General features: G+C 54.9%; 22 protein-coding genes, 1 tRNA gene and 1 CRISPR repeat array (1 of these 24 only partly in view). Of the genes, 1 reads left to right on the forward strand and 22 read right to left on the reverse strand.

All coding sequences use genetic code 11. The features are described from left to right. Positions 1-1270: direct repeats of the CRISPR family, unit length 33 nt; unit sequence GTTTCAATTCACGCACCCCGTGCGGGGTGCGAC; it begins 1174 nt to the left of the window's first position. A gap of 202 nt (positions 1271-1472) precedes the next feature. From cas2 to RDM37_RS05535, 10 genes are all read right to left on the reverse strand, one after another. Next, positions 1473-1763, reverse strand: coding sequence for a CRISPR-associated endonuclease Cas2 (gene cas2 / locus RDM37_RS05490; protein WP_308555709.1), 291 nt, complete (start codon positions 1761-1763; stop codon positions 1473-1475). Beyond that, entirely contained in the window at positions 1763-2794 is a 1032-nt protein-coding gene (gene cas1c, locus RDM37_RS05495) for a type I-C CRISPR-associated endonuclease Cas1c (RefSeq protein WP_308555711.1), read from the reverse strand. The genes cas2 and cas1c overlap by 1 nt, the downstream gene beginning before the upstream one ends. Then, positions 2791-3468: a CRISPR-associated protein Cas4 gene (gene cas4 / locus RDM37_RS05500; RefSeq protein ID WP_308555713.1), complete on the reverse strand. Its 678-nt coding sequence runs from the start codon at positions 3466-3468 to the stop codon at positions 2791-2793. The genes cas1c and cas4 overlap by 4 nt, the downstream gene beginning before the upstream one ends. Positions 3469-3541: 73 nt before the next feature. Further along, on the reverse strand, positions 3542-4405 hold the full coding sequence (cas7c, locus tag RDM37_RS05505) for a type I-C CRISPR-associated protein Cas7/Csd2 (protein ID WP_308555715.1): 864 nt from the start codon (positions 4403-4405) through the stop codon (positions 3542-3544). Positions 4406-4416: 11 nt separating this feature from the next. After that, complete coding sequence (gene cas8c, locus RDM37_RS05510; protein WP_308555717.1) at positions 4417-6267, reverse strand: type I-C CRISPR-associated protein Cas8c/Csd1; 1851 nt, start codon at positions 6265-6267, stop codon at positions 4417-4419. Next, positions 6264-6980, reverse strand: coding sequence for a type I-C CRISPR-associated protein Cas5c (cas5c, locus tag RDM37_RS05515; RefSeq protein WP_308555719.1), 717 nt, complete (start codon positions 6978-6980; stop codon positions 6264-6266). The genes cas8c and cas5c overlap by 4 nt, the downstream gene beginning before the upstream one ends. 4 nt (positions 6981-6984) lie before the next feature. Beyond that, positions 6985-9300, reverse strand: a complete 2316-nt coding sequence (gene cas3, locus RDM37_RS05520) for a CRISPR-associated helicase Cas3' (protein WP_308555721.1) — start codon at positions 9298-9300, stop codon at positions 6985-6987. A 114-nt stretch (positions 9301-9414) separates the two neighbouring features. Continuing rightward, the gene (locus RDM37_RS05525; RefSeq protein WP_273474292.1) at positions 9415-10431 is read right to left on the reverse strand and encodes an SPFH domain-containing protein; all 1017 of its coding nucleotides are present in this window, start codon (positions 10429-10431) and stop codon (positions 9415-9417) included. 21 nt (positions 10432-10452) lie between these two features. After that, positions 10453-10908: an NfeD family protein gene (locus tag RDM37_RS05530; protein ID WP_308555723.1), complete on the reverse strand. Its 456-nt coding sequence runs from the start codon at positions 10906-10908 to the stop codon at positions 10453-10455. A gap of 15 nt (positions 10909-10923) precedes the next feature. Next, positions 10924-11409, reverse strand: a complete 486-nt coding sequence (locus tag RDM37_RS05535) for a glutathione peroxidase (protein WP_308555725.1) — start codon at positions 11407-11409, stop codon at positions 10924-10926. A gap of 108 nt (positions 11410-11517) precedes the next feature. Here RDM37_RS05535 and RDM37_RS05540 point away from each other — a divergent pair, with 108 nt between their 5' ends. Further along, complete coding sequence (locus tag RDM37_RS05540; RefSeq protein ID WP_308555727.1) at positions 11518-11889, forward strand: DMT family protein; 372 nt, start codon at positions 11518-11520, stop codon at positions 11887-11889. Positions 11890-11894: 5 nt separating this feature from the next. Here the strand turns inward: RDM37_RS05540 and RDM37_RS05545 are convergent, their stop codons facing one another. The 12 genes from RDM37_RS05545 to RDM37_RS05600 all read right to left on the reverse strand — a co-directional run bounded on the left by RDM37_RS05545 (position 11895) and on the right by RDM37_RS05600 (position 21845). Continuing rightward, positions 11895-12914: a glycosyltransferase family 2 protein gene (locus tag RDM37_RS05545; RefSeq protein ID WP_308555729.1), complete on the reverse strand. Its 1020-nt coding sequence runs from the start codon at positions 12912-12914 to the stop codon at positions 11895-11897. A gap of 8 nt (positions 12915-12922) precedes the next feature. Continuing rightward, positions 12923-14272 (reverse strand): tRNA (N(6)-L-threonylcarbamoyladenosine(37)-C(2))-methylthiotransferase MtaB, encoded by a 1350-nt coding sequence (gene mtaB / locus RDM37_RS05550; RefSeq protein WP_308555731.1) that lies wholly within the window; start codon positions 14270-14272, stop codon positions 12923-12925. Next, complete coding sequence (locus RDM37_RS05555; RefSeq protein WP_308555733.1) at positions 14269-14871, reverse strand: chromate transporter; 603 nt, start codon at positions 14869-14871, stop codon at positions 14269-14271. The genes mtaB and RDM37_RS05555 overlap by 4 nt, the downstream gene beginning before the upstream one ends. 12 nt (positions 14872-14883) lie before the next feature. Next, a complete protein-coding gene (locus RDM37_RS05560) occupies positions 14884-15414 on the reverse strand; it encodes a chromate transporter (protein ID WP_308555735.1) in 531 nt (176 codons plus the stop codon). A gap of 19 nt (positions 15415-15433) precedes the next feature. Beyond that, positions 15434-15631: a hypothetical protein gene (locus RDM37_RS05565; RefSeq protein ID WP_299366318.1), complete on the reverse strand. Its 198-nt coding sequence runs from the start codon at positions 15629-15631 to the stop codon at positions 15434-15436. Positions 15632-15643: 12 nt separating this feature from the next. Next, positions 15644-16540 (reverse strand): MlaD family protein, encoded by an 897-nt coding sequence (locus RDM37_RS05570; RefSeq protein WP_308555737.1) that lies wholly within the window; start codon positions 16538-16540, stop codon positions 15644-15646. A gap of 16 nt (positions 16541-16556) precedes the next feature. Further along, positions 16557-17660 (reverse strand): N-acetylmuramoyl-L-alanine amidase, encoded by a 1104-nt coding sequence (locus tag RDM37_RS05575; RefSeq protein WP_308555738.1) that lies wholly within the window; start codon positions 17658-17660, stop codon positions 16557-16559. A gap of 160 nt (positions 17661-17820) precedes the next feature. After that, positions 17821-17893, reverse strand: a tRNA-Lys gene (locus RDM37_RS05580). Between the two features lie 180 nt (positions 17894-18073). Further along, complete coding sequence (locus tag RDM37_RS05585) at positions 18074-18433, reverse strand: DUF2023 family protein (RefSeq protein WP_308555740.1); 360 nt, start codon at positions 18431-18433, stop codon at positions 18074-18076. A 54-nt stretch (positions 18434-18487) separates the two neighbouring features. Then, a complete protein-coding gene (locus RDM37_RS05590; RefSeq protein WP_298889424.1) occupies positions 18488-18988 on the reverse strand; it encodes a flavodoxin in 501 nt (166 codons plus the stop codon). Positions 18989-19144: 156 nt separating this feature from the next. Further along, positions 19145-20260 (reverse strand): radical SAM family heme chaperone HemW, encoded by a 1116-nt coding sequence (gene hemW, locus RDM37_RS05595; protein WP_308555742.1) that lies wholly within the window; start codon positions 20258-20260, stop codon positions 19145-19147. A gap of 1 nt (position 20261) precedes the next feature. Then, complete coding sequence (locus tag RDM37_RS05600; protein WP_308555744.1) at positions 20262-21845, reverse strand: family 10 glycosylhydrolase; 1584 nt, start codon at positions 21843-21845, stop codon at positions 20262-20264. Between the last annotated feature and the right edge of the window lie 483 nt (positions 21846-22328).

Below are 22328 nucleotides of genomic sequence, written 5' to 3' on the forward strand. Positions count from 1 at the left end.
GGCTTCAACAAGTCTCCGAGGACGATCTAGTTTCAATTCACGCACCCCGTGCGGGGTGCGACACCGACCTCCCCCGCAAATCGCATAGGGTCTTAGTTTCAATTCACGCACCCCGTGCGGGGTGCGACTTATGCGCATTTGGTCTTAACAAGGAGAACGGTATGTTTCAATTCACGCACCCCGTGCGGGGTGCGACCTCTCGAGATCACAATCACCGTAGACGGCTTCGTGTTTCAATTCACGCACCCCGTGCGGGGTGCGACCATATAACCTCGACAATCGTCCAGCTCAGACACAGTTTCAATTCACGCACCCCGTGCGGGGTGCGACTTGATCACCTTGCGCCTGCCGTCCATACCGACCTCGTTTCAATTCACGCACCCCGTGCGGGGTGCGACGCACCCGCCCCACACGACTAGTCAGAGCGAAGCGTTTCAATTCACGCACCCCGTGCGGGGTGCGACACTCATAGCGTGTCGTGTTGTTGGTTGTTGGTTAGTTTCAATTCACGCACCCCGTGCGGGGTGCGACTATATCGCCTGAGGCCAAAGAGGCCCGTATATCTGGTTTCAATTCACGCACCCCGTGCGGGGTGCGACCTGCGATTTTGCCCGTTTATGATAGTAAGCGTGGCGTTTCAATTCACGCACCCCGTGCGGGGTGCGACGTAACAGATTCAAGAGAACCATCTGGTGCTATTAGTTTCAATTCACGCACCCCGTGCGGGGTGCGACTTCGCGCCACATCTCTGGCACAAGCTTCTTAAGGTGTTTCAATTCACGCACCCCGTGCGGGGTGCGACCCACCAACATTAGACGGACGCGGGCGGACAAAATGTTTCAATTCATGCACCCCGTGCGGGGTGCGACCTTGCGAAGTCGTTTAAGCCAGCGCTGATAATGGTTTCAATTCACGCACCCCGTGCGGGGTGCGACTTGGTTGGTCTGTAATCTTAATCTAGTTTGCTATGTTTCAATTCACGCACCCCGTGCGGGGTGCGACATGCCTTTGCCGATGCCCGTAGTGATAAGCAGTGGTTTCAATTCACGCACCCCGTGCGGGGTGCGACTACGTATGGGCCCCTCGAGATCATCAGCACTTAGAGTTTCAATTCACGCACCCCGTGCGGGGTGCGACCACCAATAACTATCATAATACCACCAAGCCAACTGTTTCAATTCACGCACCCCGTGCGGGGTGCGACTGTTGGTTAACAACATTCAACAAGACTTAAAGCGTTTCAATTCACGCACCCCGTGCGGGGTGCGACTGCGATGCCCAAAGATACGCATAAATAGAGGATTAGACGTTGATCCATTGCGAATAGAAGACTACAAGCGGGTGTATCGGTGCGTTGACGGTGACTGCGAGTCGGTATGTCTTTGAATCTCAACGCATGCGAATAGTCTGCCTTTTTACTGAGCGCTTGGCATTCGCAGAGGAGTACAAGCAAGAGAGAACGAGGATGAGTGCTATATGAGTAGCACACCCTCGGGATCTACGCCTTTTGTCTTGCCAATGGTGGTGATCTTAGACTGGTAGTTGGTGCCGAGGTGGTAGATGCGCAGAGAGTCGCTCGATAGGTTGATTGTATCCGTGAGCGCAGCCTCTAGTTCGACCCTTTGGGCAGGAGAGACGAGGCATTCGAAGACCGAGTTCTGGACGCGTTGGCCGTAGTTTTGGCATATCTTCGCCACTTGGCGAAGGCGCCTAGCACCATCAGGCGAGGAGGTGTTCACATCGTAGGTGACAAGTAGGTACATCAGCTTTGGATTAGGAAGACAGGGTAGTCGTCGAGGTCTCCTCGGAGGCATCGGGCTAAGAGCAATGCCTGAGCATAGGGAAGCAGTCCTATCGGTATCCGTTCCTGAAGGAAAGGGTGCATAATCTCCTCTCGCTTGCGCTGCTGCCACGCGGCTAGGAGCTCTTTGCGGGGCTCGTCTCTGAGGATGTATCCGTTTTCGCCCTGGGCGATAAAGTCTGAGGGTGCGACCTGTCGCTTGTTGATGACAGTCAGGACGAAGCGATCCACGAGGTAGGCGCGAAGCTCCTCCATAAGGTCTAGGGCAAGGCTTGCTCTGCCTGGTCTGTCCGTATGGAGAAAGCCCACGTATGGGTCCAGCCCAACGGTCTCCAGTGCTGCCGTGACCTCGTGGGCGAGGATGGTGTAGAAGAATGAGAGCAACGCGTTGGTCTCATCGCGAGGCGGTCGTCGCGATCGTCCCTCGAAGGTGAACTCTGGTCGCCGTATGAGGTGGTGAAAGAGAGCAAAGTATTGCTGCGCCGCTAAGCCCTCTACACCCATAACGGTCATATGGTCACGCTTGTAGGCTAAGCTCTTTTGCAAAGTCTTGAGTTGGCTGAGTGCCTCCTGAAAGGTTGCCTCCACGCTCTCTGTCGGGTGGTAGTCACGTAGGTAGCGACCCAGCACTGATCGCTGGTTAGCTATCTTAGCAGAGATGAATAGAGTGGCGAAGTGCGCTGCAGCTGGTTCGTCGTCAGCGATGCGGTACTGCGTACGTCTCAGGAGGACGTTGCCCCTCGTGGAACCCTCTAGCGAACCGATATAGCGACCTGTGGGTGTGAGGAATGTGAGCTTGACACCCTCCTGCACGCAGAGCTGCATCAGCCCTGGCGAAGCACCCATATAGGAGAAGGTGATGATTCCCTCGAGGTTGTGTATCGGTATGCGAAAGGTCTCCTCGCCATCTATGCGTGCCACGACATTGGTACCGTCCTTGAGGAGATAGACGTTGGGCGTAAGAATATAGAGGGTATTGAGTAGCTTTCTCATGAGGTGAGTATGTCGTGATGCTTGAGGTAGCTCTTTGCCGAACGGTGTGATGCGATACGAGGCATGCACTCATCGAGGAGAGAGCAGGAGCGACACTGACGGGTGTAGTGCGCTGGTATAGGCGTACGCTGCGCAAAGGCCTCGTGCATCTTACGCGCCACTTCGTAGCACGCCGTCCGCAGAGTGTCGTCCATCTCGACCTGTAGGCGATGCCGGGTCTCTCCATAGTAAAGAGCTCCGTAGGGAATAGTGACTTGGTACATCTCCTCAAGAGCTATGACTTGAGCGCAGAGTTGCAACTTATCAGCGAGGTGAGTTTTAGGCTTGCCACGCTTATATTCGACAGGAGTCGCCTGCCACTCCCCTGGGTACTTAGGGTGTCGGAAAGGAATCTGGCTATGATCCCGTAGCGGGGTCAACTCGACTGCATCGGACAGCCCGTATAGTCCCAAAGAGTAGGAGACGAGCGGCACCCGTCTCATCGTGATCGTGTCTCCCACGCGAGCACTCAGCTCAGGCTGGTCCACACGCTTGTGGAGGATCTGCCCTAGCGCAGTGAGATGGTTGTCCTGCCATAGCTGCTCTAGGGTGATCAGTTGCCACTGACGTGGACAGAAGCAGTAGTGCTGTATCTCGGAGATGGTCAGTAGCTCCTCGTCGCTGTAGCGTCTCATGGGAAAGGTTGTTTTAGAGAAAAGCCCCTCCGTAGTGACGTGCGCTACGAGAGGGGCTTTTGTGTGAAAGGGACTAGACGAGCTCAATGACCTCGACACCCTGGAGTCCGTCGCGATCGATCTGGACGGTGTAGTCGGAGAAGTCGCGTGCGGGACCTGTGAGGCCCTCTCGCCGTGCTACAGTGACACGCTCGAAGAGCTTGTGCGCAGACGCATTGCCCAGAGGGGAGTCGTGCTTGAAGACGATCAACTTCTGCAGGCTCATGAGTCCACGGGCTGCGGAGTGATCTAGGTCAAACATATTCTGGAGTGCCTTCCAGAAGAGCTGCAAGTCATCCTCCGTAAAGCCTGTGTCCTCGGCAAAGTGTGGCGTCACGAAGCCATACATCTTATAGAGTCCGTAGGGAACGGTGGCTTTGCGCCCCATGGTGCGGTTGCCTCCCTTATCGTCGGCCTCTTCGTTGGCCTTCTGCTCGTTAGCGTCTGTAGCAGCCATCCGTGTGATGGTATGCTCGTGAGGAAAGATCGGATCAATGGAGCGCGCAAAGGTTAGCTGGATGGGACCACGCACCTGACCAGCGTTGTTGCCCGTGGAGAGGACAGCACCGAAAGCGCGTATGTCGTAGTACTTCTGGCACATGAGGGCACGAGCCTTGTCTCGGTCTGCAGCATTTTTCGTCTTAGCATCCTTGCCCGTAGCCTCTTCTACAGCCGCATTGATGGAGTCATTGAGGACGGAGTTCTCTCTGACGAAGACATCTTGGTCGGTCGCCATCTGTATGTAGTTGCGCACCTTGCGCTTGATGCATACATCGGTGACAAGACCCTCGCCAGTCTCAGGATCTACGCGGGGCAGGTTGCCACCATCAGGGTCGCCATTGGGGTTGCCATCCTTGACGTCAAAGAGCAGGATGAAGTCATATCTATTCTGTATCATAACTATATGGGTTATTGTTCTGTTTCTTCAGTTGGATTGTCTGTGTCCTCCTTCTTCTTATAGGAGTCAACTTTCTGATGATAGTAGCCTACAGCGAAGAGGCTCTGCTCATCAAGTGAGAAGGTTGCGGGGAATGTGGGGACCTCAGCAGGGATCAGTGAGAAGATCTCTCCGAGGAGCTTTTCGAGTGTCACTGCTAGTCCAGGCTTCTCCTTACGTAGTTTGCTTAGGTGGTGGTTAGATAGTGAGATAAGTCTACCCATCACCATGTTGGGACGTGTGGAGGCACTGGCGTAAAAGCGATCTCGGATGGTCGCATTGACGCCTTTGCCTAGTGAAGCCTGCTGGATCTGCTCGAGGACGGCAAAGAGGCGTCCTGCGAGGTAGGCGATGTTGTCGTTTTGCTTGTCTAAAGCCATATCTAGTGTGGTTATGTTATTGTATATTCTTGCTTTGCGATTGATGCAACCCTTGAGGATGGCTGCTCGTAGTTCGGTGACCGTGCGCTCCTGCGTGATACGGTTGATGCAGGCCTGCTGCAGGGTCATAGGGTAAGGGGTACCATTGAGAATGCTCTCGACGATGCTCTGCACAAGGTTCATGGCAAAGGTGCTAGACTTGGAGGGCGATGAGACACTCTTCACGATACCATAAAGAGAGCGCAGAGGCGGGTTCTCCTCGTCTACGTTGCCGTCCCAGCTAATGATGTTCATATCGACGAGATGCTGGTAGACTCTGTCGAAGATCTCCGATACAGTTCCCTGCTGCCAATACTTGATGGTGATGCGTCCGCCCGCTGTGAGTCCGAGTACGTAAAACTGTCTCTCATCCTCCCAATGCTGCCCTTGACCTCGATTGCCACGGATAGCTTTGAACTGTTCGAGTACTTTGTAGGTGCCCTGCGTGGAGTTCGGAGCTTTCTTTTTACTCTTCCCTTTTCGCTTAGGCTGCTCATCGTCTGTGTCGGATTGCTCCTGAGCGTCGTCATCCTTTACACCTTCGAAGATTACGGTACGAAAGGTCTCGTTGATACTAGGATCGTCAAGATTCGAATTCCAAAAGACATAGCTTATGTCTCCGAGCGTATAGCGTGTCTGCTCATTGCGGAGCAAGTCATTGAGAGCCGTGGTATGGGCAAAGGAGGCGTACTTGGAGATCGGCGCATTCTCGCCCTGCTTCTTACCATAGGAGAGGTAGGCTGGGTCGTTGAAACTAGCTATCGTGGCTCCTGCCTGAGAGCCAGGAGCTACAATACGAGCGTGAAAGGCTGCTAGGGGCTTCTCCTCACCCGTTATGAGGCATCGCCCAAGGTTTTCCTCTGTATTGTAGGCTTGAGCAGCATAATCATGTGCATCCTCTTGTGTAGCTAAGAGCTCTGTATCACCGTGTAGCTGGAAGGTCATCCAGTCTGACGCTAAGATGCGCTCGGTGTGAGCATCCTCGGGCAGAGGCGTCTCGGCTCCGAGGTAATGGTCGTAGAAGAGACAGACTGCCTTAAAGCTGGCGTTGTCTGGATACAGCTCAGCGATCTCAGCCATGACTCGCTTGAAGTCCTCAAGTCGATCCGTGCAGGATGACACCCCCTCGGCACTCTCTTCATACCCTAGGATATACTTGCGATTGTCCCAAAAGGGTTGTGCGGGTGGACACTTACCGCTACGCTTTAGTCCAGCTGGCACTAGATAGTCCTGCCCCTTGCTCTTCTTGTCACTTGGATCTTTGAGGTCTTTTAGTCTGACGAAGGTGCCATCTTCGCGAATGACGATGACCCAGCGAATGGGTTTGACCTCTAGTCCAGGGGTCGCTATACGATGTGCCTTGCGCATCGCCTCATAGTAGTTGTATAGTGCTTGTAGGATCATCTCAGTATCTCATTACTATCTATTGGGGGGACGCGGATGACGCCCTCGACCATCTGCGCATGATAAAACATAGCGGGGGGATTCTTCCTATCCCGCTCGAAGTCCATATCGTAGAGCATGATGCTCAGGTCCCTACTCTCAGGGATAGGTCTGGGCTCTAGTGCTGTCTCACCAGCCTCTAGGTCCACATACTCAAAGGCGCAGGTGAACTCACGGCACCCTAGGTAAGGCATCGTGAAGCATTGCCCTGCCTTGGCTCTGCGCTCGAAGATTTCTTGGTACTTTCTGGGGTTCTCCGCCTTACGCTCGGCTTCGCTGTACTCCTCGTTGTAGTGCTTCTGACAGCTAGCTGAGCGGTCTCTCACGGGTATGTAGACCATCTTAGCATAGATTCGATAGTCTACATCGCGCAAGAGGTAGGAGGCACGCTGTCTACGATCCTCTGAGATGTTTATGCCTGTGCTCCCTTTGCTCATAATAGAGGCCACCTCATTTCGCTTGATGGTAAACCGCTTGATTGGGGCTAGCACCTCTATCTTCGTGATTTCCCAGCGTATGGCGGGTTTCCAGTAGATCGCCTGAAAGATGGCTCGTGCTGCACTGGGCGTGATCACGTCATAGCTGACACGCTCCACCTTCATCTCGGGGCGTGTGAAGCAGGCGAAGGGACCACGCACACGCAGGCAGTACTCCTTATCTATATACTCTTCCATATATCTATACTCCCATGAATATTAATGTTTGATCGATTATCTGTATCCCAGTCTCCGCACTGTAGAGCTTATCATCGGCTAGATAAGCGATGCCGCTATCGTTTACTGAAATAGTTCCCTCCAAAGTTAAACAATCTTTTTGTTTTAGTCCAACGGTAAGCCGATTCATTTGTCGGTACTCCTGTCGTGTCAGCGGAAGGTTGCTTTGGAGCTTCTTGATGATCGCTTTCCCCGCTTTGTCGTAGGGGACAACGATAGAGGTACTCTGATCCTCTATATACTTAAAGTACTCGCTCGCCGTCTCGTAGTCGAAGCGTAGCTCTTTACATCGATCGTCATCCACATCCCAAAGCAGTGGGGAGATCCTCTTATCTTCCCTTCTAGTCATTCTGTTGTCGAAGCAGTCGACATCATTATAGAACGCCTTGTAGTAACACTCAATCTCCTCTCTCTGTGGAGCTCCCTGCTCAGCCAGCCGATCAAGCAGATCCTCCAAGGCACCTTGCGCCCAACCCATCTCACCCGGGCTGACTGTTTCATCAAGGCGAAAGAGGTAGACCTCGCCAGGCTCTGCCATGCGCCCCTCACGGTTGCACCGCCCAGCGGCCTGCATGACCGAGTCTAGTCCCGCCATCGCTCGGTAGACCACGGGAAAGTCTAGGTCTACACCAGCCTCGACCAGCTGCGTGCTGACGACCCGCACCGGCTCGCCAGCCTTCAGACGACGGCGTATCTCCTCTATGCGCTCCTGAATGTGTGCCGAGCACATCCTCCGTGAGAGATGTATCAGCCCCTCGCCCGACTTGTCTTGAGCTTGCAGAGCCGCATAGAGACGAGCCGCATCGTTGCGACTGTTTACGATACAGAGGAAGCTCTTGTGCTCGGTCAACCGCTCGGCCAGCTCCTCCGTTGAGAGCCGAAGCGGGTCCCAATGGTAGCGAACCTTGTCAAAGGGTGCAAAGCGCTCGGCATCATAAGGTACGACCTCCTGAATGCGCTCCTCGAGGAAGAAGAACTCATGGCCGATCCGCTTGCTGTCTGCTAGGATGTCTTTGTCAAAGACTGGTAGCGTGGCGGTGCAGAAGAGAGGCTCCACACGGAAGGCGTAGTGCAGACTCTCCACCACGCGCAGGATCGGGTTGAGTAGCCGAGGGGGAAACATCTGCACCTCGTCAAAGACAACGACCGAATTGCAAATATTGTGTAGCTTGCGACAGCGACTCACACGATGAGCGTAGAGCGACTCGAAGAACTGCACGTTGGTCGTCACTACGAGCGGCACATCCCAGTTTTCCGTCATAAGCTTGGTGTACTCCATAGCTTCGTCAGATCGCTCCTTGGCATCTACATCTGAGTGATGCTCCAGCACTTGATCCGCCCCAAAGATGTCCCTAAAGGTTTGCGCTGTCTGGGTGATGATCGAAGTGTAGGGGATGACGTAGATGATGCGCTCACACCCCTGCGCTATGGCGTGCTCCAGGGCCCACATCATCGAGGAGACCGTCTTGCCCGCACCAGTGGGGAGTGTGAGCGAGTAGATCTTGCGCTTAGCCGTGCGCCCATGGTTGCGACATTGATCGAGGAAGGCGGCTCGCGCCTCATTGATCCGCCCCTCACGGTTGAAGTGCGACACATACTCCTCTAGCTGTGCGCGCATCTGCTTTAGCGAAGCTTTGGCACTCTGACGAGCAAGGCTTTTGTCGGGAGACATAAACCGCTCCGTGTCGAGGAAGTCAGCGTCTACCAAACAGGAGAAAAGCATACGAACCAGTAGCTGGTAGTCTTCCTCTTCGATCTTGTTCCATGCCTTAGTAACCTTGTCCAGAGAGGCTTTGTGGAGAAGCTCTTCAAGCTGGAGCGCCTCAGGTTGGAGTCCCTTGACTAGGTTTGCCACTGCTCGCTTAGTATCACTAGAGTCCACAACTTGTCCTTTCCACTCAGAAGCATCGTAGAGCCCTCGGTGGTGAGCCCCGATGCAGAGCGAGAGAATCTTGAGTAGTTGCTGATTACCGCCCATCTGCTTTAAGTCGTAGGCGTAGCGTGCTCCTGCAGGGCTGTGCGGGGTGCGCCACCCGCTGAGCGTAGGATCTAAACCTGACTGCTGACGTATGTAGCGCTGGAAGCCCTCCTGGTACTTACCCAAGTCGTGCAGGAGCCCCAGCAGGTAACCGATCTCGCCAAGCTCTGGGTAATCGGTGATGCGCTCAGCGTAGCTCTGCGCCAGCTCCGCCACGCCGTGTAGATGATCTAGTAGAGGCTGCGTCTCGTAGGAGCCATTTTCTAGAACCCTTACGTGGGCTATCTGCTCTGTGTCGTTCATAGTGTGGGTGTTCTTTGCTTGTATTGCCTTGATACAACGGACGCACAGACCGTGCGTCCCTACAGCGGGCTACACGTCTGTGCGTCAGAGAGGTTTGCGTCTCTAGGGGCGGGATTAGTGCTTGCCGACCTTGGTCAGGAGGTTGCCTACCTCGCTGGCGGAGACTTCCTTGATGCCACCGAGGGCGGAGAGGATGCCCGTAGCCTCGTAGGGGAGGAAGAGCGTCTTGTCGGAGCTGTTGCGTCCAATCTTCTCGAGCGTGTCTAGATAGCGCATCGCTATGAGGTACTGCGTAGGATTGCTGCCTGTGCTGGCGACAGCTGTCGTGATGCGCTCGATGGCCTCTGCCTCAGCCTCGGCACGAAGGATGGTAGCACGAGCGTCAGCCTCAGCAGCGAGGATCTGCGCTTTCTTCTCACCCTCGGCATGGTTGACCGACTCAGTCATGCGACCCTCTGACTCACGAATCATAGCCTCCTTCTGACCCTCAGCGGTGAGTACCTGAGCACGCTTGTCACGCTCGGCACGCATCTGCTTTTCCATAGCATCGCGTATGTCTCGGGGTGGGTTGATGTCTTGTAGCTCCACGCGGTTCACCTTGACACCCCACTTATTGGTCGCTTCGTCTAGGATGTCGCGCAGCTTGCTATTGATCGTGTCACGGCTGGTGAGCGTCTCGTCGAGGTCCATCTCACCGATCACGTTACGCAGCGAAGTCTGCGTGAGCATCTCGATAGCTACGGGGAGGTTAGAGATCTCGTAGATCGCTTTGAGTGGCTCGACGATCTGGAAGTAAAGGACAGCGTTGATCTCCGTGACGACATTGTCACGGGTGATGACGCTCTGACGGGCGAAGTCGTAGACATTCTCTCGTAGGTCGATACGGTCGGTATTGATAAAGCGCACGAGCGTGCCACCCTTGCTGGATGAAGCTGTGATACGCCAAGTCATAGATCGTGGTTTATCGATGAAAGGGATGATCAGGTTGATACCCGAAGGGAGGGTCTTGAGATAGCGTCCAAGACGCTCCACGATCATCGTCTCAGACTGCTGAACGATGACTAGACCCTTGGCGATGATGTAGATGACTAGCAGGACGAGTACGCCCAGTACGATGAGGGATGCTTCCATATATGTGTAGTGTTTTTGTTGTTATTCAGTTGTTTGTGTGATAGGCTCGACGATCATGACGATGCTGTCGTTGCTGACGATGCGCACCAGCTCGCCACGGGGAATGACCATGTCGGGGGCCACTGTGCGGGCACGCCAATTATCCCCGTCCACGGCGATGCGTCCCGTCTCCCGACTAGCGTCGATGCACTCGGTGACCCGAGCCGTGCGCCCGTAGAGTGCCTCAATGCCCGTGCGGGCGGTCTCCTTGTTGCGATTGAGGCGGCGAACCATAGGGCGCAGGAGCAAAAGGGCGAGGATAGACCCAATGCAAAAGGTGATCACCTGCCAAGTGATGGAGGCGCCGAGGGCAGACGGCAGGATCGCCAGCAAAGCTCCTATGCCAAAGCAGGCTACGACGAAGCCGGGCGTGAGTAGTTCAACGAGTAGGAGCAGTAGCCCAGCGATGAGCCAGAAGTAGATGGGAGAGTTAAACATAGCTTTAGTCGTGGATTAGAGGAGAGCTTCGATATCCTTGGCTAAGTTCTTCGGGAGCTTAGCCGATCCGTAGCGGGTTATGTCGGTGCCGTCACGGGAGATGAGGAACTTGTTGAAGTTCCACTGTATCGGCTTGACCGGCAGGTCTGAGTCTTGGCTCGTTTCCTCCTTGAGGAACTTAAAGAGCGGGTGGGCGTGGGGCCCGTTGACCTCTACCTTCTGCATGATTTGGAAGGTGACGCCATAATTGACCTGACAGAAGTCTCGTATCTCCTCGTCGGTGCCAGGGTCTTGTCCGCCAAACTGATTGCAGGGGAAGCCGAGCAGGACGAGCCCCTGGTCGTGGTACTGCTTGTGTAGCTCCTCGAGTCCAGCCAGCTGAGGCGTGTAGCCACACTTGCTGGCGGTATTGACGATGAGGATCACTTTGCCGCGCAGGTCAGCCAAGTCTAGCTCCTTGCCTTGAGAGGTCAGGGCGGTGAAGTCGTATATAGTTGCCATAGTATTTAGAGTTCTGTTTACACTATGACAAAGATACACTTTAACACAGAGAACTGCAAGAGACTTGCTAACTTTGCACTCCGTAATGTCTTATCTACAGATCTATCTATGAATCCTTGGTTAACGGTCGCTCTACTGGTGACCTCCAACATCTTTATGACCTTCGCCTGGTACGGGCACATCAAGCTGGAGCAGATGAGGGTCATCACCGACCACACGCCACTCTATCTGGTGATCCTGCTGAGCTGGTGCTTGGCTTTCTTCGAGTACTCCTTCCAGATCCCGGCCAATCGCTACGGCTATGTCGGCAACGGCGGTGCCTTTAGCTTGATGCAGCTCAAGGTGATCCAGGAGGTGGTGTCGATTACGGTCTTTACGCTCTTCTCGGTGATCTTCTTCCGTGGGGAGCCGTTGCAGTGGAACCACTTAGCCGCTTTCGCCTGCCTCGTCTTAGCAGTTTACTTTGTCTTCTTAAAGTAGGAGGCTCACGAGGGGAGCTGGTCGTAGGTGCGCCGACGACGGAGGTGGTACTGCCAGAGGAGCGAGTAATGCGCTATGGGCGGGGTCGCCGTGGCGCGGTACCAGGGCTGATCGGCGGAGAGAGCGAGCTGGCGACGGGTGCGGTAGAAGTCGCGCACGGCTCGTAGCACAGCTGTAGTGTGTTGAGGCTGTCCCTTGAGGAGGAAGGTGAAGGCGGCGAGCAAGTCTAGCGGTAAGCGACAAAGGAGAACGCGCCTGCGGGCATGCCGTGTGGGGAGGTTCTTGTAGAGCATGCGGAGGTTGTTGCGAAAGTTGAGGTAGCTCTTCCTCGGACTACCCATCTCGAGCGTAGCTCCTCCGAGATGGTAGACGATGCTGTCGGGGGTGTAGCGGAGACGACCGCCTGCAAGCCAAAGTCGCCACGATAGGTCTATCTCCTCCATGTGAGCGAAGAAGCTCTCGTCGAAGCCCCCTACCTGCCAAAACGCTTCGGCACTGACGAAGTAGCAGGCACCTGTCGCCCAGAGTATCTCGCACTCCTCGTCATACTGCCCATGATCTAGCTCAACGGTGTCGAAGAGACGACCCCGACAGTAGGGATAGCCCCAGCGATCTAGTTCTCCACCAGCAGCGCCAGCGTACTCAAAAGCTTCGGGCTGGCGGTCACTGCGTAGCTTGGGTTGTACGGCAGCGCAGCCATCCCTCAGCAAGGCTAGCGGACGGTCGCACCAGTGGGGCGAGACACGTACGTCGCTATTGAGGAGACAATAGTAAGAGTAGTCGAGCTGACGAAGCCCTCGATTGTAGCCTCCTGCGAAGCCGTAGTTTTCGGATAGACGAACGAGCTTGACCTGCGGGAAAGCCTCCTGCAGGTAAGCGAGCGAGTCGTCTGTCGAACCGTTGTCAATGACCACGAGGTCGGCCATCTCAGGCGGTGTGTGCGCCACGAGGGGCGGGATGTACTCCTCGAGGAGCTTGCGCCCGTTCCAGTTGAGGACGACGATGGCTAGGTCGGGATGGTTCATGGATCGGCTTATGGCTTGGTGCTGAAGGTTTGTCGCCGCACGCTCCAGTGCGCTAGCCGTGCGGGGGTGATGGCTCCGACGAGCTCGGGGTCGTACGGCTGGGTGACGCGTATATAGTTGTCGGTGAAGCCCTCCATCATCTCGCCGTGGCGTGTCTCCTCCCAGAGAACGGGGCGGACGGAGCCAGCGAAGGGGGCGCAGAAAGCGTTGTGCCGTTCGCTGGAGAGGGCGAGGAGCTCCTTCGTGCGGAGCTTCTTTTCGGCTGCGGGTACCACGGGCTTGATCTCAAGCGCTTTGGTGCCTTTGCGCTCGCTATAGGGGAAGACGTGCAGCTGGCTCCACGGTTGCGTTTTGAGGAAAGCCAAGGTCTCGGCATGATGCTCGGGCATTTCGCCCCGCATGCCTGCAATGACATCAATACCGACGAAAGCGTCTGGGATCAGTTCGTAGATGAGCTTGAGTCGCTCGGCAAAGAGTGCCGTGTCGTAGTGCCGTCGCATCAGGCGCAGCACCTGGTCGGAGCCGGACTGGAGGGGGATGTGGAAGTGCGGCATAAACTGCGCCGTCTCAGCGACGAACTGGATGATCTCTGGGGTCAGCAGCTCTGGCTCGATGGAGCCAATGCGGTAGCGTGCGATGCCTGCGACTTGCGTCAGTTGGAGGAGTAGCTCTAGGAGCGTTTCGCCTGTGGTGCGTCCGAAGTCTCCGATATTGACGCCGGTCAAGATGATTTCCCTGCCACCTAGCTCAGCGACACACTCCGCCTGCGCCACCAGTGAGGCGATAGATCCGTTGCGGCTAACGCCTCGTGCAGCGGGTATGGTGCAGTAAGTGCAGTAGTAGTTGCAGCCGTCCTGGACCTTGAGGAAGTGGCGCGTGCGGTCGTCCGAAGAGACGCTCGGCTCGAAGTGTTGTAGCTCTCGGCGGGCGGTGACGTGGGGCGTAGCTGCTTTCGGCTGGTTGCGCTCTTGGTATAGCTCGGTGAGGAGCGCGACGATTTCGCTTTTACGCCCCGACCCGACGACGAGATCTACGCCAGGCATCTGAGCAATCAGGTCGCCCTGTAGCTGGGCATAGCAGCCGGTCACGACGATGAGTGCCTCTGGGTACTCACGGTGCAGACGATTGATGAGACTGCGGCACTTCTTGTCCGCTGTGTCGGTCACCGAGCAACTGTTGACGATGCAGATATCGGGGACCACCTCCGTCGTGTGGTGGTGCTCATCAGAGATGCGCTCCACGCCCACGGTCGCTAGCTGGCGCGCGATGGTCGAGGTCTCGGCATAGTTGAGCCGACAGCCTAGCGTGTAGAAAGCAGCTCGCTTGCCAACGAGTGGATGGAGTCGGGGCGTGATCATAGCGAGTAGAGCAAAACGCCAGCAATGCCCGCCAGAACAATAAGCAGAATGGGGTGAACCCACTTCTTGTACAGAACGAGTCCCGTCACGGCAAAGATGATGAAGCTGCGGTAGTCGATGAAGTTCTCCGTGACGATGATATTATCCATCGTAATCGGCGTGCCAGCGGGGAGCGTGAGGAGCGTCCAGAGCCCTGGCTGTATCATCAGCATCAGCGCGGCGGCCGCTATGAGTCCGACACTGGCGGGGCGTATGCCGAGGAAGGCTGCATCAACGTAGCGATTGTTTCTAAAAGCTTGGAAGCTTCGGGAGATGATGAGGCAGAGGATAAAAGAAGGGAGCATCACGGCGGTCGTCGCTAAGAGCGAACCGAGGATGCTACCGCCCGTGACGGTGTAGCCTATGTAGGTAGCGCTGTTGATTCCGATGGGTCCTGGGGTCACTTGGCTGACGGCTACGATGTCGGTGAACTGCTGATTCGTGAGCCAGCCATACTTGTAGACCACTTCGTTTTGGATGAGCGAAAGCATCGCATAGCCTCCACCGAAGCCGAAGAGACCGATCTGAATGTAGACCCAAAAGAGCTGTAAGTAGATCATTGCCTTGCCGTCCTATTTCCTTCTCATGACACTATAGATAATCCCTCCGAGCGCAGAGCCGAGGATGATCCAGACGGGAGAGACGCCCATAAGCCAGACCAGCAGAGCCGACAGAATTGGTATCCAGACTATGCGCCAGGTGCCTTTCATCGCGCGCCAGGTGGTGATGACGGGGATCGCAATCATCGCCACGACCGCAGGGCGTATGCCGTACATGACCCGCTGTACCCAGACGTTGTCATTGACCTCTTGGTAAAACATCGCCAAGATCAAGATGATGATAAAGGAGGGCAAGGTCGCACCAATCGCACAAGTCACCGCTCCCAGATAGCCCTTCAGGCGATAGCCTATGAAGATGGACATATTCACCGCAAAGACCCCCGGCAGCGACTGCGACACGGCAAAGAGGTCGATAAACTCCTCGTTGGTCATCCAGTGGTTCTTCTCCACGACGTCGTGCTGTATGAGCGAAAGCATAGCATAGCCCCCACCGAAGGTAAAGCCCCCGATGCGAACGAATGTGATGAAGAGTCTCCAGAGCATCTTAGTAGTCCCAACTTGCTTATAGTCGATTACGTCGTGCGAAGTAGAGGACGAAGAGCAGGTTGAGCACGAGCAAGCCGCCACCACCGAGGAGAACGTAGAGCTTAGCCCCCTCAGCGACAGAGAGTGCTACGATCATCCCTACGATGACAAGAATCATTAGGACGAAGAGTGTCTTATCGAGCCAGTTGAGCGGCTTCTTTTTATTGCGAGTCATAGAGGTTTGCGGTTAGAAGAGCGAGAGCTTGACATACTTCTTGGGGTTTGCCTTGATGTCTCGGATGAGCGCATCGAGACTGGTCGTTACGCTGTCGATGCGGTTGTAGAGCCCATCCTCGTTGAGGAGTCGCCCGACGGTGCCATCGGACTGGTTGAGCCTTTGGGTAAAGCTCTTGAGCTCACGAGAGGTGCTCTCTAGATTGGCTATCGTCTCTTGTAGCTGTAGCGAGTCGAGCCTAGAGGCAAAGCTCTCCACATTTGCCGAGGTGTGATCGATGCGCCCCATAATGGTGGGGAGCGAACGAAGCGACTGCTGTAGCTGCGCTGATGAAGCGTTGATATGCTGTGCCGACTGACGCACATCGGCGAGCGTCGGCTCTATGTTGGGATTCGAGAGGATCGCATTGGCTTGTAGTAAGACGCTATCCATACGGCTGAGCGTGGTGGAGAGTCGCGGTACGAACTCGCTCTGTAGCTGCTCCAAGCTCTTGGCAGATGGACGCATGGACATAGGTATGGTGTCCTTGGCATTAAGATAGGCACCCGTCTCTACCTCGGGGAGGACTAGGTTGACCAGTGCGCCACTGAGGAGCGTCTGAGCGACCTGCACCTGCGTACCTTGGGGTAGCTTGATGTCGGGGTCTAGCGTGAGCGTGAGGATCGTCTCGCCATTATTGCGGTAGTCGTAGTCCATCTTACGTACGGAGCCCACCTTGTATCCGTTGACGAAGACTCGTGTTGCTACATTAATCCCCGTCACATCATTCATAGCGACATAGTAGGTCTTAGAGCGAGCCGATATGGAGAGCCCCTTGAGGTAAGTGATCCCTAGGTATAGGATCACGATCGCTAAGAGGGTGAAGAACCCTATCTTGACAGTCTGTCGTGTGAGTCTTTTCTGTGGCATGGTGCAGCTGTGTCTCTTAGTATATTTCTTTGTCTCTTACGCCCTTGCGGTAGCGCACGATGTAGCAGTCTGGATAGCTCTTAGCAAGTCTCTGCTGCGCCTGGCGTGCCTCACTGAGAGAGCTGCACTGCTCGGCCGTGTAGAGGTAGAGCTTGCCACGCTGCTCGCGCTGTACATCCTTTGCGTTGCGAAAGTAAGGGTCACTCGTCTCTAGCGGTTGACGTGAAGAGGCGATCTGTATGCGGTAATACTCCTCACCCTCCGAGGAGGTCGTAGCACTACTTTGCTGCGATGCAGACTCTTCGTCAGATGTAGTCTCCTTTTGCCTCTTTTGCTGCTTGGGGCTAGTCGCACGTACATACTTCTTATAGTATCTAGAGAAGCCATCAGCGATACCTTGCGCCAGCTCCTTGCGACCACTCTCACTAGCGAGGTAGTCTGACTCCGCCTTGTTTGTGATGAAGCCGAGCTCTATGAGGATGCTCGGCATAGCCGTCTCTCGTATCACGAGGAAGGGTCCCTGGCGCACACTGCGATTGCCTCGTCCCAGCTTGACAAAGGACTTCTGCACCTCGCTCGCCACATTGATGCTGGCCGCCAGGTGTACGTTTTGCATAAACTCAAAAATGATGTAGCTCTCCGTGCTGTTTGGATCAAAGCCCTCGTAAGTCTCCTTGTAGTCCTTCTCGAGGAGGATTACCTGGTTCTCACGTTTCGACACCTCTAGGTTGTCGTTGGCACGGCGCAAACCTAGCACATAGGTCTCCGTGCCTGAGGCTTTGGAGCTCGAGGCCGAGTTCGTATGGATGCTGATGAAGAGGTCGGCTTTCTTCTTATTGGCAAAATTAGCTCGCTGCTGCAGCCCTACGAAGACATCGGTAGATCGGGTCATATAGACTTTGATCTCAGGGTACGCCTGCTCAATGTACTTGCGCGTCAAGAGTGCTACCGCCAGATTGATATCCTTCTCCTTACGGCCGAAAGCACAGGCGCCGGCATCATGACCGCCGTGACCAGCATCGATCACGACCGTATAGGTCTTTTGTTGCGCTAGCATGTCCAGCGGACAGGCTATCGTGACTAGAAGTATCGTGAGGAAGACTTTGACTAGAGACTTCATAGGGTAGCTGATAGTACTGAGAGCAAAGGTAAGAAATATAGCGCAAAGCAGCAGAACAATCTCGCCCCCCTAGCCCTAAAAACAAAAAAGCCTCCCAGTAAGAGTTACCGAGAGACCATCCGAAGTGTTGTATCACTATAAAGTATTTTGGGATCGTCTGTGAGCCGCATGGGGCTCGAACCCATGACCCCAACATTAAAAGTGTTGTGCTCTACCTACTGAGCTAGCGGCTCGCCCTCATTTGAGATCATAGCGTATGCGCTGATCTCCCTTTGGGCTAAAACGTGGTGCAAAGGTACGAAAAATATAGATACCGCAAATAATCCCCCTGCCACAAAACAATTGAGTGATGACGAGTAGATCAAACTACTACGCCATCACCCAACAGTCTAACTATGTGACGCCAATTCGCGTTAGCTAGCGGCCATCTGTCTCGCGCTCTGCTTACGTCGCTGATAGCGCTCGCACTGCTGACAAGTGTCGTAGCCGAGCAGGGTGCCGAGGATAAAGTCTTCCTCAGGCGAGAGCGTCGTCAAAGATCGCCCTCTCACCATCTCAGAGATAATGGCGATACATAGCTCCTTGCCAAAGAAGAGATTGACACGCGGTGACACACTAGAGATCTCCTCTAGATGGTAAGCTATGCCAGCACGCTCCAAGCGTCTCATCAGGAGAGGTGCTACCTCTCTGCTTACGGTACAGAGAAATAAAGGACGTATCCCTTTCTGAAACTCGTAAACCTTATCACTCAGCATCACCCACTCGGTCGACATACACACTTAACTAACAGAAAAAAAAGAATTATGAAGGAGTTTCGCAGATATGCGTTATGCCTTTTTGATAGCTTGTACCCACGTATCGAGACGATCATCCGTCTCGTCACTCTCGTTGTCTTCGTCTAGACAGCAGCCGACGAGCTGACCGTCCACCTCACAGCGTGTAGCATCGTAGCTATAGCCCTCTGCCGGGATCTGCCCGATGAGCGTAGCACCAGCAGCAGTGACTTGCTCAGCAATCTCTGCCATAGCATCACAGAAAGTGTCTGAATAGCTGCTTGAGTCGCCACAGCCGAAGACAGCAAACTGCTTGCCCGAGAGATCCTGCTTAGCAAGCTTGGGGAGGAAGCCCTCCCAGTCGTCCTGCAGGTCACCATAGCCCCAAGTAGAGGAGCCGAGGATGAGGAGGTCGTACTCCATAGCAGACTCTGGCGTAGCATTAGCTACGTTGTGCACGTCAGCTGCATCAATTCCTAGTAGCTGGGCAACCTTATCTGCGATGCCCTCGACATGGCCCGTAGAGGAGCCGAAATATAGTCCGGTTTTCTTCATTGCTTTGAAATGTTATGTTGGTATTTCTATCTGCAAAGGTAGACGCTATCTTTGCGCCTGTCAATACCTTAACCTAGGTAAAATGAACCTCTCACACGGCTCCCCTACTCCCCCACTTTAGCCACATGGCTCCTCTATGACCGCAGCGGTAGCGTGCTAGCAGAGTGCCGCGCAGATGCGGTCGCACCAGATCAGCCCATCGTAGGTGAGACGCAAGTGGTCATCGGCGGTGTGGGTGAGTAGTCCCTGCTTGATCCACGGGGTGGCACGCTCCATAAGCGGGGCTCCTTGCAGCACGGGCTGACGTAGGTCTATGCCACGACAGGTGCGCAGCCCCAGCATGATGCACTCCTCATACAGCTCAGTCGGTGTGAGCCACTCCTCATCAGCTATGGGGAGTGTGTCCTGCTGCAGTCGCTCTATATATAGGTGTATGTCGGAGAGATTCCACCAGCGATGCCCTGCCATGTAGCTATGTGCGCTAGGGCCTAGCCCCAGATAGGGCGTACCGTCCCAATAAGCACTGTTGTGCTGAGAGGCAAAGCCAGGGAGGGCCCAGTTGGACAATTCGTAGTGCGTAAAGCCTGCCTCCCGACAAGCTGCGACCAGCGCATAGTACTGCGTCACATAGGTCTCCTCGCTCGAGGGGATCACCGCTCCGCGCTCCCGCATACGATCCAGCCGTGTGCCACGCTCGTAGGTCAGGCCATAGGCGGAGAGGTGCGTCACGGGCAGTGTCAACGCATGCGCCAAGCTCTCGGACCAGTGCTGCTCATAACCCTTAGGTAGTGCGAAGATCAGATCGATGCTCACATTGCTAATGCCCGTCTGTCGTATATAGCTGATCGCCAGCTCGGCTTGTGTAGCTGAGTGGCGACGCTGTAGGAAGCGGAGCGTCTCTTCGCTCAAGCTCTGCACGCCTAGGCTGATGCGGTTGAAGCCTAGTTGCGCCACTCCCCTAGCCCACTCAGGCGATACATCTTCGGGGTTTGCCTCGAGGGTGATCTCGATCGCTTCATCCAGCGACCATAGCGAGCGGATATGCTGCATCAGTCGCTCTAGGAGCGGGAGCGGAAGGCTACTAGGCGTGCCCCCGCCCAGGTAGATGGTACGAGGAGCTGTAGCCCATTGCTCACGGTCGTGGTAGATCGTCAGTTCACGGCAGAGAGCCTCTACGAAAGCACTCTGTAGCGACAAGTTGCTCTGCGAGTAGAAGTCGCAATAGATGCACCGTGTGGGGCAAAACGGGATGTGCAGGTAGAGCCCCCACATACTACTTCTTTAGCTCATCGGAGTTGTAGTAGAGTGCCCCGGCAGAGAGCTGGCCAGTATGTCCGCTGAAGACTGTCGGCTCTACAAAGAACTCGATCAAGACATCCTTCGGCAGGAAGTCTCGCGAGATAGTAGCCGAGCGGCCTGCAAGGTTTTGTCCTAGTAATACGAGAGGGCAGTCGAGATGCGATCCGTAGAGACGATAGTAGAGATTGAAGGTGTGTCCCGTCGGCTCCTGAAGGTCATAGCCCCACGAGATAGTCAGGTGCTCCCCTTGATCTATGATCTCCTCGACCTTTGCCATACCAAAGGGGATGCGCGGCTCTGCTCCGAAGGCAGGACGACGTGTCGGCATGAGGAGCTGATCCTGACGCTCCGCCGGTAGCTGATCGTACATCTGCAAGAACTGCTCAGCGCGGTAGTAGCTCACCCCTGGGAGACCATAATGTGCCACCGTGTCGAGCTGATTGTAGATGTCTTGTAGCTGCCAGCGCGAGTTGTCATAGAGGCGATAGACGCCTAGTCCAGCTACGACAGGTCCGTGGGGAGCGATGCGCTTAGCCCAGTCTGCTATGTAGTAGTTGAAGTGCCCATCCTTGTAATAAATCATCGGCACGATAAAGTCCACGATGCCTCGCTGAAACCATACGAGTGGATCTTGCGACACATCATTCTTGCAGAAGTAGCCCCCAGGAGCTGGCTTGGGCAACTGCTCATACTTGCCGATGCAAGCTGTAGAGAGTGCCACCTCGGGGGCGACCTCTTGCAGCGTGCGGTGCAGCGTGTCGATCATGGCTGTCACATTCGCCTCACGCCACTCCATACGGGGGAGTCGCTCGGGGTTCATGCGCTGGTAGCTCTTGAGATCGTTAAACTTCGTGGGCCCATCGGGATAGCGGATATAGTCTAGGTGCACGCCATCCACATCGTAGCGGGTGACTAGATCGCGTACCAACTGCGCCATGTGGGTACGTACGGCAGGCTGTGCGGGGTCCATAAACCAAGCGTTGCCCTGTCGGAGACACATCTCAGGATGCGCGGCGTAGAAGCCTTTACCCTGCTTAGCCAGCGAGCGCACATGATCATTCGTACCTAGCGGATAGACCACCATCCAGGCATGTACACTCATACCGCGGTGGTGACACTCATCGATGGCGTACTGAAGGGGATCGTAACCACTGGGTAGCGCACCCGTCTTGCTGACCGTAGGCGAGAGCGGCTCGAGACTGCTCGGGTAGAGCAGATCACCACGCAGACGCACCTGTAGGAAGACCGTATTAATCCCCGCCTGCACAAAAGCATCAAGCATCTTGTCGAGCGACTCCTGCTGGCGTACCATACCAGCGTAAGTATCAGCTGAGACCTTCGGCCAGTCTAGTCCAAAGATCGTGGTGAGCCACACAGCGCGCATCTCAGCTCCAGGTAGCTGAGGCACCGAGTAGGCGTCATCACTGATGCTGCACTCGGGTAGCTCGACATGCGGCCGCCGTGGTGTAGCCTTACGTGCACCGCACTGGCTAAAGAGGAATAGCGTCAGCAACAGCAGTGCTGACCGATAAAGGGTGGAGATAAGTCTCTTAGGCATCGCTCTCATATAAATTGATAGATGCTACAAAGATACGAAATCGCAGCGTGAAGCTGGCTCTCTCGGCTAGCCCGATGAGACGAGTAAGCCGCTGTAGGGACACACGGGACGTGTCTAACGAGAGGGCGTTCTTACAAATCGCTACGCGTCAAAATGGCTACGCGTCTCTCCTTGGTAGGAAATCGGGAATATCCAAGTAGCAAACGAAAATTCTCCACGGAGGGGCGAAATAAAACTTCGGAGGAATGAAATGAAACTTCGGAAGAATGAAATCATAAGTCCGAAGAATTTTCCTACGCCTCACTGGATAATCAGAAATCTCTACCGAGGGATTTACGATTTCCTCCATAGGGAGGTTGATGAGCTCATTATATATAATGTGTCCCCCATGGATTGGCTGTTGGCTGTTAGCTATTGGCTGTTAGCTATCGGAACCATCGGAGCTATCAGAGTGATCGGATCTCTAATCTCTAACTTCTAATC

Source organism: uncultured Porphyromonas sp. (assembly GCF_902489635.1).
Taxonomy (GTDB): domain Bacteria; phylum Bacteroidota; class Bacteroidia; order Bacteroidales; family Porphyromonadaceae; genus Porphyromonas.

Bases quoted from the DNA above. Each gene is read 5' to 3' on its own strand.
- RDM37_RS05570 (WP_308555737.1), bottom strand. From the start codon at position 16,540: ATGCCACAGAAAAGACTCACACGACAGACTGTCAAGATAGGGTTCTTC.
- cas3 (WP_308555721.1), bottom strand. From the start codon at position 9,300: ATGAACGACACAGAGCAGATAGCCCACGTAAGGGTTCTAGAAAATGGC.
- RDM37_RS05585 (WP_308555740.1), bottom strand. From the start codon at position 18,433: ATGTCGACCGAGTGGGTGATGCTGAGTGATAAGGTTTACGAGTTTCAG.
- RDM37_RS05545 (WP_308555729.1), bottom strand. From the start codon at position 12,914: ATGAACCATCCCGACCTAGCCATCGTCGTCCTCAACTGGAACGGGCGC.
- RDM37_RS05540 (WP_308555727.1), top strand. From the start codon at position 11,518: ATGAATCCTTGGTTAACGGTCGCTCTACTGGTGACCTCCAACATCTTT.
- RDM37_RS05555 (WP_308555733.1), bottom strand. From the start codon at position 14,871: ATGATCTACTTACAGCTCTTTTGGGTCTACATTCAGATCGGTCTCTTC.
- cas5c (WP_308555719.1), bottom strand. From the start codon at position 6,980: ATGGAAGAGTATATAGATAAGGAGTACTGCCTGCGTGTGCGTGGTCCC.
- RDM37_RS05560 (WP_308555735.1), bottom strand. From the start codon at position 15,414: ATGCTCTGGAGACTCTTCATCACATTCGTTCGCATCGGGGGCTTTACC.
- RDM37_RS05590 (WP_298889424.1), bottom strand. From the start codon at position 18,988: ATGAAGAAAACCGGACTATATTTCGGCTCCTCTACGGGCCATGTCGAG.
- RDM37_RS05600 (WP_308555744.1), bottom strand. From the start codon at position 21,845: ATGCCTAAGAGACTTATCTCCACCCTTTATCGGTCAGCACTGCTGTTG.
- RDM37_RS05530 (WP_308555723.1), bottom strand. From the start codon at position 10,908: ATGTTTAACTCTCCCATCTACTTCTGGCTCATCGCTGGGCTACTGCTC.
- RDM37_RS05525 (WP_273474292.1), bottom strand. From the start codon at position 10,431: ATGGAAGCATCCCTCATCGTACTGGGCGTACTCGTCCTGCTAGTCATC.
- RDM37_RS05575 (WP_308555738.1), bottom strand. From the start codon at position 17,660: ATGAAGTCTCTAGTCAAAGTCTTCCTCACGATACTTCTAGTCACGATA.
- cas7c (WP_308555715.1), bottom strand. From the start codon at position 4,405: ATGATACAGAATAGATATGACTTCATCCTGCTCTTTGACGTCAAGGAT.
- cas8c (WP_308555717.1), bottom strand. From the start codon at position 6,267: ATGATCCTACAAGCACTATACAACTACTATGAGGCGATGCGCAAGGCA.
- cas4 (WP_308555713.1), bottom strand. From the start codon at position 3,468: ATGAGACGCTACAGCGACGAGGAGCTACTGACCATCTCCGAGATACAG.
- cas1c (WP_308555711.1), bottom strand. From the start codon at position 2,794: ATGAGAAAGCTACTCAATACCCTCTATATTCTTACGCCCAACGTCTAT.
- RDM37_RS05565 (WP_299366318.1), bottom strand. From the start codon at position 15,631: ATGACTCGCAATAAAAAGAAGCCGCTCAACTGGCTCGATAAGACACTC.
- mtaB (WP_308555731.1), bottom strand. From the start codon at position 14,272: ATGATCACGCCCCGACTCCATCCACTCGTTGGCAAGCGAGCTGCTTTC.
- hemW (WP_308555742.1), bottom strand. From the start codon at position 20,260: ATGTGGGGGCTCTACCTGCACATCCCGTTTTGCCCCACACGGTGCATC.
- RDM37_RS05535 (WP_308555725.1), bottom strand. From the start codon at position 11,409: ATGGCAACTATATACGACTTCACCGCCCTGACCTCTCAAGGCAAGGAG.
- cas2 (WP_308555709.1), bottom strand. From the start codon at position 1,763: ATGTACCTACTTGTCACCTACGATGTGAACACCTCCTCGCCTGATGGT.